Annotated in this window: 12 protein-coding genes; 6 read left to right on the forward strand and 6 right to left on the reverse strand. The window is 59.4% G+C overall.

The genetic code is table 11. The features are described 5' to 3' along the window. Positions 1 to 111 precede the first annotated feature (111 nt). Positions 112 to 3,960: a cyclic di-GMP receptor MorA gene (morA, locus tag GTU76_RS07630; RefSeq protein ID WP_180698362.1), complete on the reverse strand. Its 3,849-nt coding sequence runs from the start codon at positions 3,958 to 3,960 to the stop codon at positions 112 to 114. A 285-nt stretch (positions 3,961 to 4,245) separates the two neighbouring features. Here morA and ettA point away from each other — a divergent pair, with 285 nt between their 5' ends. Together ettA and gdhA are read left to right on the forward strand one after the other, a co-directional pair. Then, positions 4,246 to 5,910, forward strand: coding sequence for an energy-dependent translational throttle protein EttA (gene ettA, locus GTU76_RS07635; RefSeq protein ID WP_175555643.1), 1,665 nt, complete (start codon positions 4,246 to 4,248; stop codon positions 5,908 to 5,910). A 348-nt stretch (positions 5,911 to 6,258) separates the two neighbouring features. Further along, complete coding sequence (gene gdhA / locus GTU76_RS07640; RefSeq protein WP_180698363.1) at positions 6,259 to 7,596, forward strand: NADP-specific glutamate dehydrogenase; 1,338 nt, start codon at positions 6,259 to 6,261, stop codon at positions 7,594 to 7,596. Here gdhA and GTU76_RS07645 read toward each other — a convergent pair. The 4 genes from GTU76_RS07645 to GTU76_RS07660 all read right to left on the reverse strand — a co-directional run bounded on the left by GTU76_RS07645 (position 7,593) and on the right by GTU76_RS07660 (position 11,169). Next, positions 7,593 to 8,087: a GreA/GreB family elongation factor gene (locus tag GTU76_RS07645; protein WP_180698364.1), complete on the reverse strand. Its 495-nt coding sequence runs from the start codon at positions 8,085 to 8,087 to the stop codon at positions 7,593 to 7,595. The genes gdhA and GTU76_RS07645 overlap by 4 nt on opposite strands. A 70-nt stretch (positions 8,088 to 8,157) precedes the next feature. After that, positions 8,158 to 8,514, reverse strand: coding sequence for a hypothetical protein (locus GTU76_RS07650; protein WP_095121717.1), 357 nt, complete (start codon positions 8,512 to 8,514; stop codon positions 8,158 to 8,160). A gap of 218 nt (positions 8,515 to 8,732) precedes the next feature. Further along, the gene (locus GTU76_RS07655; protein ID WP_180698365.1) at positions 8,733 to 10,586 is read right to left on the reverse strand and encodes an Lnb N-terminal periplasmic domain-containing protein; all 1,854 of its coding nucleotides are present in this window, start codon (positions 10,584 to 10,586) and stop codon (positions 8,733 to 8,735) included. Positions 10,587 to 10,680: 94 nt separating this feature from the next. Continuing rightward, positions 10,681 to 11,169 (reverse strand): DUF3015 domain-containing protein, encoded by a 489-nt coding sequence (locus GTU76_RS07660; RefSeq protein WP_180698366.1) that lies wholly within the window; start codon positions 11,167 to 11,169, stop codon positions 10,681 to 10,683. Between the two features lie 301 nt (positions 11,170 to 11,470). On the opposite strand from GTU76_RS07660, the gene GTU76_RS07665 reads away from it, so the two are divergent. Then, positions 11,471 to 13,909, forward strand: coding sequence for a Lon protease family protein (locus GTU76_RS07665; protein ID WP_016986197.1), 2,439 nt, complete (start codon positions 11,471 to 11,473; stop codon positions 13,907 to 13,909). A gap of 325 nt (positions 13,910 to 14,234) precedes the next feature. After that, positions 14,235 to 14,549, forward strand: coding sequence for a PA4575 family protein (locus GTU76_RS07670; protein WP_007909799.1), 315 nt, complete (start codon positions 14,235 to 14,237; stop codon positions 14,547 to 14,549). Positions 14,550 to 14,582: 33 nt separating this feature from the next. Here GTU76_RS07670 and GTU76_RS07675 read toward each other — a convergent pair whose 3' ends face one another. Then, positions 14,583 to 16,412 (reverse strand): hypothetical protein, encoded by a 1,830-nt coding sequence (locus GTU76_RS07675; RefSeq protein WP_180698367.1) that lies wholly within the window; start codon positions 16,410 to 16,412, stop codon positions 14,583 to 14,585. A 161-nt stretch (positions 16,413 to 16,573) separates the two neighbouring features. Between GTU76_RS07675 and GTU76_RS07680 the strand changes: the two genes are divergently transcribed. Both GTU76_RS07680 and GTU76_RS07685 read left to right on the forward strand, forming a co-directional pair. After that, on the forward strand, positions 16,574 to 17,062 hold the full coding sequence (locus GTU76_RS07680) for a TIGR00645 family protein (RefSeq protein ID WP_007909801.1): 489 nt from the start codon (positions 16,574 to 16,576) through the stop codon (positions 17,060 to 17,062). Positions 17,063 to 17,197: 135 nt separating this feature from the next. Then, positions 17,198 to 17,503 (forward strand): DUF6482 family protein, encoded by a 306-nt coding sequence (locus GTU76_RS07685; protein ID WP_180698368.1) that lies wholly within the window; start codon positions 17,198 to 17,200, stop codon positions 17,501 to 17,503. The last annotated feature ends 83 nt before the right edge of the window (positions 17,504 to 17,586 follow it).

Raw genomic sequence — 17,586 nt, forward strand, 5'->3', positions numbered from 1 at the left:
AGCCTTCGGCAGCTCCTACAGTAATCCGAGCTGATCCCGAATACTGTGACCGACATCAATCCTTGTAGGAGCTGCCGAAGGCTGCGATCTTTTCGGTCGCGCCGCCGATCTTCAGTCGAACATAAAGAGCGCGTCATTGCTGAACTGCGCCTCGAACCGCCCCGCCGGCATCGGCCGCCCGAACAGATAGCCCTGAACCTCATCGCAACCATGCTCACGCAGGAAGTCCAGTTGTTCATGGGTTTCCACACCCTCGGCGATCACCGCCAGATTCAGGCTGTGCGCCATGGCAATGATCGCCCGGGCAATCTGCGCATCCTGCTCACCCGACGGCAAGCCATCGACAAACGTGCGGTCGATCTTCAGCACGTCGATCGGGAATTGCTTGAGGTAGTTCAGCGACGAGTAGCCGGTGCCGAAGTCATCGACCGCGATGCTCAGGCCGAGGTTTTTCAGCCCGGCGAGAATCTGCATCGCTTCGCTGACTTCGCGCATCAGAATACTTTCGGTCAGCTCCAGTTCCAGACACGCCGGCGGCAGGCCGGTTTCGCGCAGGATCGTCGCGATACGTGTGCCGAGCTGGCCGTCGGAGAACTGCCGTGCGGAGATGTTCACCGAGACCTTCGGTACACGCACACGGTTCTGGTGCCAGGTCTTCAGTTGGCGGCAAGCCTCGCTGATCACCCAGTCGCCAACGTCCACCACCAGACCGAGCTCTTCCAGCACCGGAATGAAATCCCCCGGCGGCACCAGTCCACGGCGCGGATGACGCCAGCGCAACAGCGCCTCGGCGCCGGTCAGGCGTTTGCCGTCGCCGCTGAATTGCGGCTGGTAATACAGGACGAATTCGTTCTGCTCCAAGGCGTGGCGCAAGTCGCTTTCCAGCTCCAGACGCTCCAGCGCACTGGCGTTCATGTCGGCCTGATAGAACTGGAAGTTGTTCTTGCCGCGCTCCTTGGCGTGGTACATCGCCGTGTCGGCGTTCTTCATCAACTGGCTGAGTTCGTTGCCGTCCTGCGGACTCAGGGCGATGCCGATACTGGCGGTGACGAAGAACTCGCGGCCTTCAAGCACGAATGGCCGCACCAGGCTGCCGAGGATCTGCTCGGCGACATGAATCGCCCGGTTCAGCGCCATTTCGCGGCTGGAGCGATGTTGCAGCAAGAGTGTGAATTCGTCGCCGCCCATGCGCGCCACGGTGTCGTCATCGTCGACGCAGGCCAGCAGGCGCGTGGCCATGTCTTTCAACATGCGGTCGCCGGCGGCGTGGCCGAGGGAGTCGTTGATCGGTTTGAAACGGTCGAGGTCGAGGAACATCAGCACCACCCATGACTTTTGCCGCTCGGCCGATTGCAGCGCGGTGTGCAGGCGATCCTGGAACAACGTGCGGTTCGGCAAGTGGGTCAGGGCGTCGTAGTAGGCGAGGCGGTGAATGCGCTGTTCGCTGGCCTTGCGTTCGCTGATGTCGCTGAAGAAGCACACATAACTGGCCAGATCGCCCTCGTCGTCGAGCACCGCGGTGATGCCGACCCACGCCGGGTAATGCTCGCCATTACGCCGCTTCATCCAGACTTCACCCTCCCAGGTGTTGTGCTGGTGCAATTGCTTGAGCACATACCGCAGGTGCGCGTCCTGTTGCTCATCGACGGTGAGCATGTTCGGCAACTGGTCGAGCACTTCGCTCACCGCGTAACCGCTGACGCGGCTGAAAGCCTCGTTGGCCTGAACGATGTAACCGGCCGGGTCGGTGATCAGGATCGCCGAGGTCGAGTGCTCGAATACGGTGGCAGCCATGCGCAGGTCTTTCTCGGCGCGGCGTTGCTGACTGATGTCGCGACCGACACCGAGTACGCCTTCAAACGCGCCATGTTCGTCCCATACCAGCACCAGACGCAGCTCGATCGGGATCTTGCGGCCATCGGCGCGCAGGCAGTCGAACAGGAACATTTGCGTCTGCACCTGATTGCGCAACACCGCCAGTTGCTCGGGTTTGTCCAGCGCCTTGCTGACCCGATCCATCAGCGTGTAGATGCCGCTCAGTTGTTGCGGGTTGGCGATGGTCGATTGCCAGCCGTTCTGGAAAATCCACTCGGCGTCGTAGCCCAGCACGGCTTGCACCGACGGGCTGACGTAGTTCAGCGAGAGCTTGCTGTCGGTGGAGAAGATCACGTCGCTGATGCTTTCAGCGAGCATGCGGTAGCGCTGCTCACTGTCGCGCAGGGATTCGCTGGCTTCGATCTGCTCGGTGATGTCCTTGGCCACGCCGATGATCCGCGTGACCTGATCGTGTTTGTCGCGGGCCAGCGCCTGTTCGCGAATATCGAAACGCCGCCATTTGCCGTCGCGATGGCGGAAACGCAACTGGCACTGGAGCAACTGACTGTAACCGGCGTGACGCTGCATCTGCCGCGAGCGATGGTAGTAGTCGGCATCTTCCGGGTGCAGCAGGATCTCCCAGAAATACTCGCCCATCTGGTGCAGTTCGGTGCGGTTGTAGCCGAGGGTCTGGCCGAGGTGGTGGTTGCTGAAAATCATCCGCTGGCTGATCACGTCCTGCACATACAAATGATCCGGCACGGTGCGCACTACGTCCGACCAGAAGCCTTCGCGCTCGAGCAGCGACAGTTCGATCAGCTTGCGGCTGGTGATGTCGTTGATGCTGAGGATCACCGCTTTGTAGTCGTGCTGCTCGGTCGGCAGGCGCAATACCATCCACAGGTGTTGGTCGCGACCGTTGATGTCCGGCAGTTTGATTTCCAGTTCCAGCTGCTTTTGTTGCTGCAGGACGGCGTCGAGGACTTGATTGCCGATGGCGCACTGGCGGTGCGGATGGCCGTCGATCAACAGTTGCCAGGCGTGCTCGCAGGAATTGACGTTGAGCAATTGCAATGCGACCTGGTTGACCTCGGTGACGCGCAATTCCTGCAGCAGTTGCTGGCGTTGCTGCGGTTGGTCGAGCCAGGCCTTGAGCTGGTCGCTGGTCTGGATCTGCGCCTTGTCGAAGACCTGCTTCAAACCGGACAGATCAAGCACACAGAGGGCCACGCCGGTGCCTTCGAAAATGTCCTGATAGCGTCGACGACCTTCGTGCAACTGGCGCTGGCGGCGGCGCATGTTCAACAGCGCAATCACCGGCAGCAGCGAGAACGCCAGACCCAACAGGCACTTGCCGATAAACGCCGGCAGCAGTTCTTCGAGCACGCGCTGACGGTCGAACAGGCCACGCAACTGCCAGTCGCTGCTGCTCAGCGGCACGGTCAGCACGGTGTTGGCCATGTCGTCCGGACTCAAGACGCCGGGCCTGGCCGAAGGCTGCGCTTCGTCGCGGCTGATGATCTGATGGTTGAGGCGGTTTTCCACCAGCCACAAAGGGCGGATGCCGGTTTCACCCTGTTTGGTCAGTGAGTCGAAGAACGTCGGGGTCAGGCGCAATGCCCAATAACCGCGCGTGCTGCCGCTGGCCTGATGCAATAACAGATGCACCACAGAACCGTCGTCGGCGTTGCTGAAGTAATGCGCTTGTGCACGGCTGCGGCGCACCAGTTCGGTGAGGTAGCTGGCGTCGTGGCTGTTGTCGTCACTGTCGCTGATGATTTTGCCGGAAGGGGTGAGCAGGGCCAGGCTGCGCAGGTCAGGCAAGGATTGCTGGAGCTTGCGCAATAGCACCTGCTGTTCGTCGGCTGATTGCGGTTGTTCGACGATCGGTAGCAGATTGAGGGCGATTTGCGCGTTCAGCGCCATGTTCAGGCTGACCTGCGAGGCGAGGTCGGCGGTGTAATCGATGGTGTACTGACGCTGGTTTTTCTGGGTTTCGCGCAATTGGTCGAGCAGTTGCCAGAACAGCAACGCGAGCAATAAAAGCACGAGCGTCGCCAGCGCACCCTTTAATGTACCGCGCAGGGACGAGCCGGGCGCCGGTGGGGTGCTGCTCACAGAAGCTGGCGGAGTGACATTGGACAAGCTGTGATCCTGCGATTTGGCTGGACTGGCGCGACGTGCACTATAAGCCGGACGCCCAAAGGGCGGCTAGCATGCCTTGAGTCGTGGCGAAGTGCCAGCCCTGCGCGGCTGGACTGCCACTGGTCAATCAGGTAGCTTTGCCGGTTACGCGGGAGCGTTCCAGCTCCTAGACTCAGACTTTTTCAGCGCGCACGCATTGATAACCATCAAGTGAACGACGCGCATGGTCTGGCCGGGCATCGCCTGCGCTGCAATCATTCATCTGTCACTGACCCAAGGTTCTCCATGGCTCAATACGTCTTCACCATGCATCGGCTGGGCAAAGTTGTTCCACCGAAGCGGGAAATTCTCAAAAACATTTCGCTGTCGTTCTTCCCCGGCGCCAAGATCGGCGTACTCGGCCTCAACGGTTCGGGTAAGTCCACGCTGCTGAAAATCATGGCTGGCGTCGACACCGAGTTCGAGGGCGAAGCCCGTCCGATGCCGGACCTGAACATCGGTTATCTGCCACAAGAGCCACAACTTGATCCGACCAAGACCGTGCGTGAAGTGGTCGAGGAAGCGGTCAGCGTGATCAAGAACGCCCAGGCGCGCCTGGACGAGGTCTACGCGGCTTACGCTGAAGAAGACGCCGACTTCGACAAACTGGCAGCCGAGCAAGCCAAGCTCGAAGCGATCCTGCAAGCCAGCGACGGTCACAACCTCGATCGTCAACTGGAAGTCGCCGCCGACGCACTGCGTTTGCCGGCGTGGGACGCCAAGGTCGAATTCCTCTCCGGTGGTGAAAAACGTCGTGTGGCCCTGTGCCGTCTGCTGCTGTCCGCGCCGGACATGCTGCTGCTCGACGAACCAACCAACCACTTGGACGCCGATTCGGTTGCGTGGCTGGAGCACTTCCTGCACGACTTCCCGGGCACCGTGGTAGCGATCACGCACGACCGTTACTTCCTCGATAACGTTGCTGGCTGGATTCTCGAACTCGACCGCGGCGCGGGCATTCCTTACGAGGGCAACTACTCGGGTTGGCTCGAAGCCAAGTCCGATCGTCTGGCCGCTGAATCCAAGCAGCAGTCGGCTCACGAAAAAGCCATGAAAGAAGAACTGGAGTGGGTGCGCAAAGGCGCGAAAGCCCGCCAGTCGAAATCCAAGGCACGTCTGCAACGCTTCGAAGAAATGCAATCGCAGGAATTCCAGAAGCGCAGCGAAACCAACGAGATCTACATCCCGGCCGGCCCACGTCTGGGCGACAAGGTCATCGAATTCAAGAACGTCACCAAGGGCTACGGCGATCGCGTGCTGATCGACAACCTGTCGTTCGCGATGCCGAAAGGCGCCATCGTCGGTGTGATCGGTGGTAACGGTGCCGGTAAGTCGACCCTGTTCCGCATGCTGATGGGCAAGGAAACACCGGATTCGGGCAGCATCGAAGTCGGCGAAACCGTGCAACTGGCCTGCGTCGATCAGAGCCGCGATGACCTCGATGGCAGCAAGACTGTGTTCCAGCAAATCTCCGACGGTTCCGATCAGATCCGCATCGGCAACTACGAGATCCCGTCGCGCACCTACGTCGGTCGCTTCAACTTCAAGGGCGGCGACCAGCAGAAGTTCGTCAAGGACCTGTCCGGTGGTGAGCGCGGTCGTCTGCACCTGGCGCTGACCCTGAAGGAGGGCGGCAACGTCCTGCTGCTCGACGAACCGTCCAACGACCTCGACGTTGAAACCCTGCGTTCCCTGGAAGAAGCCCTGCTGGACTTCCCGGGCGCCGCCATTGTTATCTCTCACGATCGGTGGTTCCTTGACCGTGTGGCCACCCACATCCTGGCGTACGAAGACGATTCGCAAGCTATCTTCTTCGAAGGTAACTACACCGAGTACGAAGCTGATCGTAAAAAGCGTCTCGGCGAAGCAGCTGCCCAGCCACACCGGGTACGTCACAAGAAACTGGCCTGATTCGGGTTGGTTGCATAAAGAGCGGAGCCTTCGGGCTCCGTTTTTTTTTGCTCGGTTTTTTTCAGGTTTACCGAGTCGCACCCTTCGCGAGCAAGCTCGCTCCCACAGGGGAACGCATTTCAAATGTGGGAGCGAGCTTGCTCGCGAAGGCGGTATAACTTTTGGTGCAGCTCTCAAATCTGGTCTCACCATTCAGGTGCAAAATCGGCTAAAAATCCTTCTGATTTATATCCTGTGCACCATTTGATTTCATAAATGCGACATTTTGCTCTGTTCCTGTGCGCATTTCGTTTGTTACAGTCCGGCCCAATCTCCTCCAACGACAATAAATTTGCCGAGACTTTTGCCATGATCGAATCCGTCGAATCCTTCCTTGCCCGTCTGAAAAAACGCGACCCGGATCAGCCCGAATTCCACCAGGCCGTCGAAGAAGTGTTGCGCAGCCTGTGGCCGTTTCTCGAAGCCAATCCGCATTACCTGAGCTCGGGGATTCTGGAGCGCATCTGCGAGCCGGAGCGCGCGGTGGTGTTCCGCGTGTCGTGGGTCGACGATCAGGGCAAAGTCCAGGTCAATCGCGGTTTCCGCATCCAGATGAACAGCGCCATCGGCCCGTACAAGGGCGGTCTGCGTTTCCATCCATCGGTGAACCTGGGCGTGCTGAAATTCCTCGCCTTCGAACAGACCTTTAAAAACTCGCTGACCTCGCTGCCCATGGGCGGCGGCAAGGGCGGTTCCGACTTCGATCCGAAGGGCAAAAGTGACGCTGAAGTCATGCGTTTCTGCCAGGCGTTCATGAGCGAGTTGTATCGCCACATCGGCGCCGACGTTGACGTACCCGCCGGTGATATCGGCGTTGGCGCACGCGAGATCGGTTTCCTCTTCGGCCAGTACAAACGCCTGAGCAATCAGTTCACCAGCGTCCTCACTGGCAAAGGCATGACTTACGGCGGCAGCCTGATTCGTCCGGAAGCCACCGGTTTCGGCTGCGTGTATTTCGCCGAAGAAATGCTCAAGCGCCGCGAACAGACCGTGGAAGGCAAACGAGTGGCGATCTCCGGCTCCGGCAACGTGGCGCAATACGCGGCGCGTAAGGTGATGGACCTGGGCGGCAAGGTGATTTCCCTGTCCGACTCCGAAGGCACGCTGTATTGCGAAGCTGGGCTGAGCGAAGAGCAATGGCTGGCGTTGCTGGAGCTGAAGAACGTCAAACGCGGACGCATCAGCGAGCTGGCGTCTGCCTTCGGTCTGGAGTTCCGCGCCGGGCAATTGCCGTGGTCGTTGCCGTGCGACATCGCGCTGCCGTGCGCCACGCAGAATGAGCTCGACGCTGAAGCCGCACACGCGTTATTGCGCAATGGCTGCGTGTGCGTGGCCGAAGGCGCGAACATGCCGACCACGCTGGAAGCTGTGGATATCTTTATCGAGGCCGGCATTCTGTTTGCCCCGGGCAAGGCGTCCAACGCTGGCGGCGTCGCGGTGAGCGGTCTGGAGATGTCGCAGAACGCCATGCGTCTGCTGTGGACGGCGGGTGAGGTGGACAGCAAACTGCACGCAATCATGCAGTCGATCCACCACGCGTGCGTGCATTACGGCGAAGAGAACGGGCGGATCAACTACGTCAAAGGCGCGAACATCGCCGGTTTCGTCAAAGTCGCCGACGCGATGCTGGCGCAGGGTGTGGTTTAAGCCGGTTCGATGCGGATCACTTCAATCACTTGATCGCCGGCGGGGCGCTGCCACAGCACCTCGTCGTTGAGCCGGGCACCGAGCAGCGCCCGGCCCAAGGGCGAGCCCCAATTGATCAGGCCCTTGCTGGCATCGGCCTGATCTTCGCCGACCAGTTGCACCCGACGTTCGGTGTCGTGTTCATCGGCGTAGGTGACCCAACTGCCGATCTGCACCTTGTCGGTAGAGGTCGCGGCAACCGCGACTTGTGCGCTGCTCAGGCGTTGATTGAAATAACGCAGATCCCTTTCCAGATCCGCCAACCGTTGTTTGTCGGCCTGCTCACCTTTGGCCGATTGTTCGGCATGCAGGGTTTGCAGCTCGGCGACTTTCGCCTGCAACTGCGCCAGGCCCTGCGCGGTGACGTAATTGGGCTGCGCGCTGACCTGCCGTTCGACCGGCTGATCGGCTTGCGCGGCGGCGTTGTCTTCGTTGACAAATGCGCGACTCATGGTGTCCTCCTCGTATGAGGTTTGGGCCATGCTCGCAGGCATTTGGTTTCACTGGATGTCTGGGAACGACCTATTGCGAGCGATAAGCCCGCCCGGCGTCCTGATCTTTTTGCTGCTGCCAGGCGCGTTCGCGCTCGTCCCAGTGTTCGTTGCGATACTCTTCGCGGCCCTTGTTTTCCAGCATGGCCTGACACTGCCGAAAGCCGTCGGTCCAGCCTTCGGCGTACTGCTTGTCCTTGAGATAGCGCGGCACGTTCTTGCGAAACTCGCCGCTGATCGAACCGGCGGCTTGCCGACCACTGACGCAACCGTCATCAAAACCGTCGGCGAAGGCCGGTGGATAACCCTTGGCGATCAAGTCTTCATGGGTGGTCTGGCAACCGCCCAGCAACAGCACAACACCCAGCAAACCCGCACACCGCCACATCGCACTCTCCCGCGCCGGTTGTCCGGCTTATGGGGAAAGTCTAGAAGGGGATTCATGACACGGCTGTCGAAGCCCCGTGAAAAATCCATCAACACCACAAATCCCCTGTGGGAGCGAGCTTGCTCGCGAAGGCGTCGTGTCAGGCAACTCTGATATCGACTGACCCACCGCTTTCGCGAGCAAGCTCGCTCCCACATTGGTTTGTGCTGTGTTCGGGATCAATAGTGATACCACTTCACTTCAAGCATGACTTCGGTTTCCGGCGTGGCGAGATGGCTGAACTCACGCTGCGCACTCAAGCGCAAACCAAGGTTGCGCGACAACTCCCACTGCTGATTCAGACTCAGACTGCGGCGCACTTCGCCATTGAAGAAGTAATCACCCTTGGCTTCCAGGCTCAGATTGCCCAGCGGGTTTTTCCACAACACGCCGGTATTGAAACCACCCGCCGGGGAGACGAATTCGGCGAAGTCATTGTTGTGTTCAACCCGCACGGTACCGAGGGCAAAACCCAGCACATCGTCGCCTAACGCCCACGTGCCGCCACCGCCCCCATTCACATGGCTGACCAGCGTCTCGTCATCATGCTTGCCCGGTACGCGCTCCAGGCCACCAGTGACCTGCCACGAAAGTGGCTGCAACAGCTCATTGCGCGGCGTCAGCGAACGAATCGTCGCCAGATCCAGTTGCTGGAATTGCCAGTGATTGCCTTCGTACTGACGCAATTTCATCTGCAGAATTTCGATCTGCGCGCCGAGCGGGAAGCTCTCGGCGTTGTCGTTGAGATCGTGATAAGCCATGCGCAAACCGTACTCACCGAATGCACGATCACCACGGGTGCCGAGACCGGCCTGCCAGGTACGCGATTCGTGGCCGTCTTCCGGCAGGCCCGGTTGTGGAATGTCCAACTCAGGTGCCGGGTTCTTGTTGATCGCCCGCAGCAATTCGAAACTGCGCTGCGCCCGTTGCGGATCACGCTCCTGACCGTTGGCACGGTAGCGCTCGAGGCGATACGCCGCGTCGATGACCAGCGCCTGACGGGCGCGTGGCAGGGCTTTGAAAGCCGGATCCTGCAACCGCTGCTGATCAGCGCTGACGTTCAACACCCATTGCTGTTCGTCACTGCTCAACGGCTCGGCGCGGCTAAGCAATTCACGCTCGCGGGATGGCCGGTATTCGATACTTTCCACCAGCCCGGCTTCCTTCACCGCTTTGACGGTATCGGTGGGAATCGCGGTCAATGGGAATTGTTCGGTCAGGCGCAGGCTTGGCCGTGCGACCTGCAGTAACTCAAGCAAGCGATACGAGCAGTTTTCATCGAAGAAAAAGTAGTCGAACTGGATCTGTTTCAACTCCCACACATGCTCGACCATGCGCGCGGTTTCTTCCTGGGTCAGATTCAATCGGTATTCCCAAAGATCGCGGTTTTCCAGGCTGCGGTATTCGGAGAGTTTTTCCTGATACGGCACCAGTGCGAACAGGCCGGGATAACCGCCCATCAAGCCTTTCCAGGCGTAAAGAATGCTGTTGTCCGAACCTTCGATGTAGGCGCCGAAGTTGATCGCGTAACTGAGCAGCGAGGTTTTGTCGGCCTGCACGTCAGCCTGATCGATACGCAGCAGGGTATGGCCGAACATCGACGACGGACTATTCAGATAAGCCGCCGGAAAAATCATCACCGCACTGTGCGGCGAGACATCCTTGAACCACTTCTTGTATTCGGCGCATGCAGGTGTCGGCAGATCGCTGAGATTGAGTTGCGCTTTCAGCCAGCGAGTGCGCGCCGGATAAACACATTGCGCGTGTTGCTCGCCGAGGCTGGCCGGGGCGTACAGCGCTTGCACGGTGGCCGCCAGTTCATGATCGGGATGTTCATTGCCATCGGGCGCGAGAAAGAACTTCTTGTCGCTGACATAGCTGCGCCAGCCGCCGAGCTTGGCGGTTTCGTAGTGACCGAGGGAAATCCAGAAACGGTCGTTGGCCAGTTGCTGCAAACGTTGAGGGTCGATGGTTGGCGCGGCGGACAGCGGGGCGCAGACACAGAGCGCCAGCCAGGCAAGGCGTTTGAGCATAGTCGGCAACTTGAACAGGAAAGAAATAAAGACCCAAGGAGGGCGGGCCGAAAAAATAAAACCCGCTTCCCGAAGGAAGCGGGCGAGCTCGAGCTTAAGCCTGAGTTGCGTACTTGGCCAGACGAGGGTCCGATTTCAGTACGGCCAAGGTGTTGGTATGCACGTCTTCAGCGGTCACGTCAGCCTTGCTGAAGATCTGCTGGAAGTGCTCGTGAGTCACGGCAGCAAAGTGCGCACGGTCTTCCGGCGCCACGCCCAGTACCACGGCATAAGTCGTCAGCGCTTCGCCGTTGCCTTTGGCCATGTCTTCGGACAGCTCGTTCATCATGCCATTCATGGCAAACCAGGATTTGCCGCCGTAGGTCAGCGATGCATTGGTCGAGCAGCCGTTGGTGCCGGACGTCATCCCGAAGGTGGCGTTACCGGAAGTACCGTTGGTGGTGGAAGCGAGGAAGTGCGCCGGGGTGCCACGCTGACCTTCGAACAGCATGTTGCCCCAACCGCAATCCGGGCCGCCTGGAGCTTGCGCCATTGCGTTGATGGATAAAGCGGTGAAGAGAGTACCGAGAAGAATCCGTTTCATAGCTTTGTTCTCTTTATGTGCATACCAATGGACAGGGTTCTGGCCCCCCAAGCTCTGTACGAAACAGATCCAAACGAAGCCAGTGGGCCGGTATTAGTTCCAGCCGCGCAGTTTGGAGTTTAGGCACGTTCCAGGGGTTCCGTGGTTTTTTGCAAAATATTTGGAATAAACCCCGGTTTCAGGGGGCGGGCCGCCGGCTTGGCCGGTTGTCTATGCTTTGTGGTGTGGCGCGCCTTGCCAGTGGGGCACGGGCAGCGCCAGAATGCCGCTATCTGCCCCGCCTGATTGTTAAGGAAGCCCGATGCCTGATCCTGTTGCTGCCAGCTTGCGTCTCGCGCCCGAAGCGCTGACCCGTCCGTTTTCCGCTGAACAGTTCAGCTTCACTACCACCAATGATCTGGAGCCCTTTCGCGGTGTGCTCGGCCAGGAACGCGCGGTCGAAGCCTTGCAGTTCGGTGTGGCCATGCCACGCCCCGGTTACAACGTTTTCGTCATGGGCGAGCCCGGCACCGGTCGTTTCTCGTTCGTCAAACGCTACCTGAAGGCCGAAGGCAAGCGCCTGCAGACCCCGGCGGACTGGGTCTACGTCAACAATTTCGATGAACCGCGCGAACCGCGTGCTCTGGAGTTGCCGTCGGGCACTGCCGGCGCCTTTATCGGCGACATCAACGGCTTGATCGACAACCTGCTGGCGACGTTTCCGGCGGTGTTCGAGCACCCGTCCTACCAGCAAAAGAAAAGCGCCATCGACCGCGCTTTCAACCAGCGCTACGACAAGGCGCTCGACATCATCGAGCGTCTGGCCCTGGAAAAAGACGTCGCCCTGTACCGCGACAGCAGCAACATCGCTTTCACGCCGATGCTCGATGGCAAAGCGTTGGACGAAGCCGAATTCGCCCAGTTACCGGAAGCCGATCGCGAGCGTTTTCACGATGACATTTCCGGCCTCGAAGAGCGCCTGAACGAAGAGCTCGCCAGCCTGCCGCAATGGAAACGTGAGTCGAACAATCAACTGCGTTCGCTCAACGAAGAAACCATTACCTTGGCGCTGCAGCCGTTGCTGTCGCCGTTGTCGGAGAAGTACGCCGAGAACGCGGCGGTCTGCGGTTACCTGCAAGCCATGCAGGTCTATCTGCTGAAAACCGTGGTCGAGCAACTGGTCGACGACAGCAAGACCGACGCCGTTGCGCGCAAGCTGCTGGAAGAACAATACGCACCGAGCCTGGTGGTCGGTCATCCGCTCAGCGGCGGTGCGCCAGTCGTTTTCGAGCCGCACCCGACGTACGAAAACCTCTTCGGCCGTATCGAATACACCACCGATCAGGGGGCGCTCTACACCACCTATCGTCAGTTGCGTCCGGGCGCCTTGCACCGTGCCAACGGCGGTTTCCTGATTCTTGAAGCAGAGAAAATGCTCAGCGAGCCGTTCGTGTGGGATGCGCTGAAGCGCGCTCTGCAATCGCGCAAACTGAAGATGGAATCGCCGCTGGGCGAGATGGGCCGTTTCGCCACCGTGACGCTCAACCCGCAGCACATTCCGTTGCAGGTCAAAGTCATCATTATCGGTGCGCGGTCGCTGTACTACACGTTGCAAGACCTCGATCCGGACTTCCAGGAGATGTTCCGCGTTCTGGTCGACTTCGACGAAGACATCCCGATGGTCGACGAGAGCCTGGAGCAATTCGCCCAGCTGTTGAAAACCCGTACTTCGGAAGAAGGCATGGCGCCGCTGACCGCCGATGCGGTGGCGCGTCTGGCCACTTACAGCGCACGTCTGGCCGAACACCAAGGGCGTTTGTCGGCGCGTATCGGCGACCTGTTCCAACTGGTCAGCGAAGCGGATTTCATCCGCCATCTGGCCGGCGATGAAATGACTGATGCCGGCCACATCGAACGCGCCCTGAAAGCCAAAGCCACACGGACTGGTCGTGTGTCGGCGCGAATCCTCGACGACATGCTCGCCGGGATCATCCTGATCGACACCGATGGCGCGGCGGTCGGCAAGTGCAACGGTCTGACCGTGCTCGAAGTCGGCGATTCGGCGTTCGGTGTGCCGGCGCGGATTTCCGCCACGGTGTACCCGGGTGGCAGCGGCATCGTCGACATCGAGCGTGAGGTCAACCTCGGTCAGCCGATCCACTCCAAAGGCGTGATGATCCTCACCGGGTATCTGGGCAGCCGTTACGCCCAGGAATTCCCGTTGGCGATTTCCGCGAGCATCGCTTTGGAGCAATCCTACGGTTACGTCGATGGCGACAGTGCGTCGCTGGGCGAGGCGTGCACGCTGATTTCGGCGCTGTCGAAAACCCCGCTCAAGCAGTGCTTCGCGATCACCGGCTCGATCAATCAGTTCGGTGAAGTGCAGGCGGTGGGCGGGGTCAACGAGAAGATCGAAGGCTTCTTCCGTCTCTGTGAAGCGCGCGGGCTGACGGGCGAGCAGGGCGCGATCATTCCGCAGGCCAACGTGGCCACGCTGATGCTTGATGAGAAAGTGCTGGCGGCGGTGCGTGCCGGGCAGTTCCACGTGTACGCGGTGCGTCAGGCGGATGAAGCGTTGAGCCTGCTGGTCGGCGAACCGGCCGGTGAGCCGAATGCCGACGGCGAATTCCCGGAAGGCAGCATCAACGCACGGGTGGTCGAGCGTCTGCGCGACATCGCTGAGATGATCAGCGAAGAAGACCTTAAAGAGGCTGAGAAGGAGCTGGCCCAAGAAGCCCTGGCCGAAGCCAAACCGGCTTAACGGTCTTAAAACGAACCCTGTGGGAGCGAGCTTGCTCGCGAAAGCGGCGTATCAGTCGACGAATCAGTTGCCTGACACTCCGTATTCGCGAGCAAGCTCGCTCCCACAGTTGTTTATCCAGATTGATTTTTGTGGGGATCTTCGGAAAATTCGCCACAACTCTGGCGCCAATATTCACACAATGACCATTCGGCGCCTTCTGGTTCCATTCGGCTTGCGCGGCAGACTTTTCTTCTATTCTCAGCTCAAGGATATCGACAGTATCACTGGATCGAGCCAGTCCTCCCGTGGGGGCTGAATACCGGCTTCACCGAGGGTCGCCGCCATGTCGCGCAACCTCTGTCTCACCCGTCAATGCCTGGGTCTGGTGACCCGAATCGAATGCGCCATCAAGCCGTTGGCCGGCGATAACGGTATGTGGACGCTGCTCTTCGCTGCCGGCATGGCCGGCGAACAACCTTCCGCCATCAAGGCCCAGGGCCCGTTTCATGGGCCGGTCGCCGCCGAATCGATACTCGACACCATTGTCGAAAGCCTGACGCTGCATGGCTACGAACTGGCCGACGATCCGCAGATCTGGAGCCTGCACCTGCAAGCCCAGTTGCGGCAGATCAACGGTGGTCGCGGCCGCGCCCTGTAGCTGCCGCAGGCTGCGATCTTTTGATCTTGCTCTTCAGGGAGCAGTCTCAGGCACCTGCGCCTTGTCGAGTTTGACCTCAAAGCCGTATTGCACGGTGGCGAGGTCGGTTCGCTGAAAGGTTTCCACGTGGCTCGGGCGGCCATAAAAATAATGCACGCCAAACAACGCCGGGCCTTCTGCGCTCGCATCGTGGCTGACCGAAAGAATCTGCTTGAGATAGTTGCCGCTGTCATCCTTGACGAAGAAACGCCATTCATTGGGCGGGAACAGCTTCAGGTCCACCACCAATTGGTTGTTCTTGATCTCCAGGCCTTTGGGCAAAGACTTGGCGGCGTACGTCTGCCTGGCCACCGTGGCAAGAAACAGCGGCATTGAGCCGACGGCGATCGCCGGGGTTTCCGGGAACAGGTCCAGGTCGTAAGTGATCGTCGCGCGCAGCGGATCGACTTGATAGGCCTCGGGCGGCAATTCAATCGGCTCATCGAGTTTGCCACTGCGCTTTTCGGTGAAAAACGTGACGGGGCTGACCCCCGGACTGAAATCATCGCCAAGCAATTCATCGTTGAACGTGCGGCGATGGGAAAACTCGATGCGGGCGGCGCTGGGTTCTTCCACGGATTGATGGATGCGAATGCCGGCCTTCAATTGTTCTTCGGTGAGGCTCGCGCCCTTGAGCCAGTTGACTGCCAGGTCGTCGTAAACCGTCACCGACGGATCCAGTGGCTGGATGGTTTTCTCCGTGGTGTGCTGATTGAACGTGCGGATCGGCAGGTCCAGCGGTTTGCGGGTCACGGTCGCCGTGGAGAAGTCGAGCACGCTGACTTCCAGCGTTTCGATCGGGCCATTGAAATAGACTTTGTTGTAGCGACGCGGGTGTTTCTGCTCGAAATCCTGCTGTTCTTGGGTGAGCTGTTTTTCCAGCGTTTCGCTCCAGCCTTTCTGTTGTTGCAGGTACGCCAGTTGTTTCTGGTAGAAGGACACTTGCTCCGGACTCTCGTTGATCGAACCGGCGCGTACCAGATACTGCCCGGTTTCATCGCGGGCCTGGACGATCAGCGGGTTGAGCTGGGCCTCGGCGACTTCCGCCGCCAAGGGCAGGTCGTTGCTGAATTCGACTTCGGCATAGTTCTTTTCAAGCTTCAGCAGCTTGATACTCAGATTGTCATTATTGCGGGTCTGGCCGACGTCCTTTTGCGTCAGGTCGAAGCTGTACAGCCGGCGCGGTGCAATGACTTCGATCTGGCCTTGCAGGCTTACCGGCTGCGGCAGGGACTTCTTGTCCACGTCCAGCCCGTCAATGAACGGGTAAGTCACGGTCAGGTCATCGGGGTTGGTGACATTGGAGCTGGAGGGGCTGAGCTGAATGCCGGGGTCGGTTTCCGACCATTCCGGCTGATAAGCGATCACGCGTTTGTTGCTCAACGTTACCGACTGCCATTCCACGCCATGGGGGAACAGGAAGCCGCCGGGAATGTTCAGGTTGAACGGGAACACCGGTTGCAAGTCGGTGAGGTAATCGGAGCTGGCGTCCTTGTGCAACACGAACAGGCCATTGATAAAGGTATCGACCAGGGTCTGCGGGGCAGGGTAGTGCTTGAGCACGGCGAGGGCGTCTTCGCCGTATTCGGTGCGCAGGGGATTGTCGGCGAGTTTGAGCTGTGCCCGTTCGAGCAGCAGCAGCGAGCCACCGAGTTCAGTGATGGCGTCCTTGAGCTTTGGATCGGTGATGGCGTCCAGTGACTGTTCGAACTTTGCGGTCTTTTCTTCAAGGCTGGCGGCGTGTTTCTCGTCGCCGGGCGAGCAACCGCTGAGCAATACAGCAAGGCATATTCCGGCAGTCGTTATCGGCAATCGCACATCCATTTCCACACGTCCTGTCTACAGTCACTGGGCTGTCAATGGTTTGGACACTAGCAGAAAAAAAATCAACCACACACGCAGGTGGCGGATTTTCCGGCGGTTTCTGGCTGTCACAGGGGGCTGTTATACTCGCCGCCATTTCCAGCCCCCCTGTGTGAGACTCAATGGAACGCTTTATCGAAAATGCAATGTACGCCTCGCGCTGGCTGCTGGCGCCGATCTATATCGGGCTGTCCCTCGGGCTGCTGGCGCTGGCACTGAAATTTTTCCAGGAAGTTTTTCACATCCTGCCCAACGTGTTCTCGATGGCCGAGTCGGAACTGATTCTGGTGCTGCTGTCGCTGATCGATATGGCGCTGGTCGGCGGCCTGCTGGTGATGGTGATGATTTCCGGTTACGAGAACTTCGTCTCTGAACTGAACATCGATGAAGGCAAGGAAAAGCTCAGCTGGCTCGGCACCATGGACTCCTCGTCGCTGAAGATGAAAGTGGCGGCCTCGATCGTGGCAATTTCTTCGATCCACTTGCTGCGCATCTTCATGGATGCCAAGAACGTCGATCCCGAGCACTTGATGTGGTACGTGATCATCCACATGACCTTCGTCGTTTCGGCGTTCGCCATGGGTTACCTGGACAAGGTCACCAAGCACTGATCAACCGTTGATCGCTGCAAAAAAACCGCCCGTCTGTTGCGAAACAGACGGGCGGTGTCGTTTGTGACTTGTGCTTTGGTGCGCGCGGGCATATCCCTGTAGAGGTCCTGACTCGCCACGTTGTGAGGTGCGTTCATGAACCTGCAAGAGTTGAATGCGTTTGCCATCGCCAGGAAGGTTGATGAGTTGAACCTGATCTCCATGGAAGGCGGGATTTACCTGCTCGAAGCACGGATGCATGGCGCGGCGTATCCGTTGAGTGATCTCAAAGGCAACATGCTGACACTGCGCTCGGTGGAGCATGCGCGTGATTTGCTGCATGCCTTTCCGCGGCTGCCATTCAACCTTGTCCACACCTCGGTACATGACGAAATGTGTGGTCTGGGTCCCAGTGGCGAGGAAAGCCTGAAGGTGCCGCTCGCCTGGCGTTCAGCCCTGTAGGCGTTGCGCGCCATCGCCGGAACATCTGTGCTAGTCTGCTCGCCCTTTTGGTTCCGGGCGCGCCGGGACGCGCTGTGCACGCA

This window comes from Pseudomonas crudilactis, from assembly GCF_013433315.1.
GTDB classification, from domain to species: Bacteria; Pseudomonadota; Gammaproteobacteria; order Pseudomonadales; family Pseudomonadaceae; genus Aquipseudomonas; species Aquipseudomonas crudilactis.

Excerpts from the sequence above, each read along its gene's own strand:
- ettA (WP_175555643.1), top strand. The coding sequence starts at position 4,246 with ATGGCTCAATACGTCTTCACCATGCATCGGCTGGGCAAAGTTGTTCCA.
- GTU76_RS07680 (WP_007909801.1), top strand. The coding sequence starts at position 16,574 with ATGGAACGCTTTATCGAAAATGCAATGTACGCCTCGCGCTGGCTGCTG.
- GTU76_RS07645 (WP_180698364.1), bottom strand. The coding sequence starts at position 8,087 with ATGAGTCGCGCATTTGTCAACGAAGACAACGCCGCCGCGCAAGCCGAT.
- GTU76_RS07670 (WP_007909799.1), top strand. The coding sequence starts at position 14,235 with ATGTCGCGCAACCTCTGTCTCACCCGTCAATGCCTGGGTCTGGTGACC.
- GTU76_RS07685 (WP_180698368.1), top strand. The coding sequence starts at position 17,198 with ATGAACCTGCAAGAGTTGAATGCGTTTGCCATCGCCAGGAAGGTTGAT.
- GTU76_RS07675 (WP_180698367.1), bottom strand. The coding sequence starts at position 16,412 with ATGGATGTGCGATTGCCGATAACGACTGCCGGAATATGCCTTGCTGTA.
- gdhA (WP_180698363.1), top strand. The coding sequence starts at position 6,259 with ATGATCGAATCCGTCGAATCCTTCCTTGCCCGTCTGAAAAAACGCGAC.
- GTU76_RS07665 (WP_016986197.1), top strand. The coding sequence starts at position 11,471 with ATGCCTGATCCTGTTGCTGCCAGCTTGCGTCTCGCGCCCGAAGCGCTG.
- GTU76_RS07660 (WP_180698366.1), bottom strand. The coding sequence starts at position 11,169 with ATGAAACGGATTCTTCTCGGTACTCTCTTCACCGCTTTATCCATCAAC.
- GTU76_RS07655 (WP_180698365.1), bottom strand. The coding sequence starts at position 10,586 with ATGCTCAAACGCCTTGCCTGGCTGGCGCTCTGTGTCTGCGCCCCGCTG.
- GTU76_RS07650 (WP_095121717.1), bottom strand. The coding sequence starts at position 8,514 with ATGTGGCGGTGTGCGGGTTTGCTGGGTGTTGTGCTGTTGCTGGGCGGT.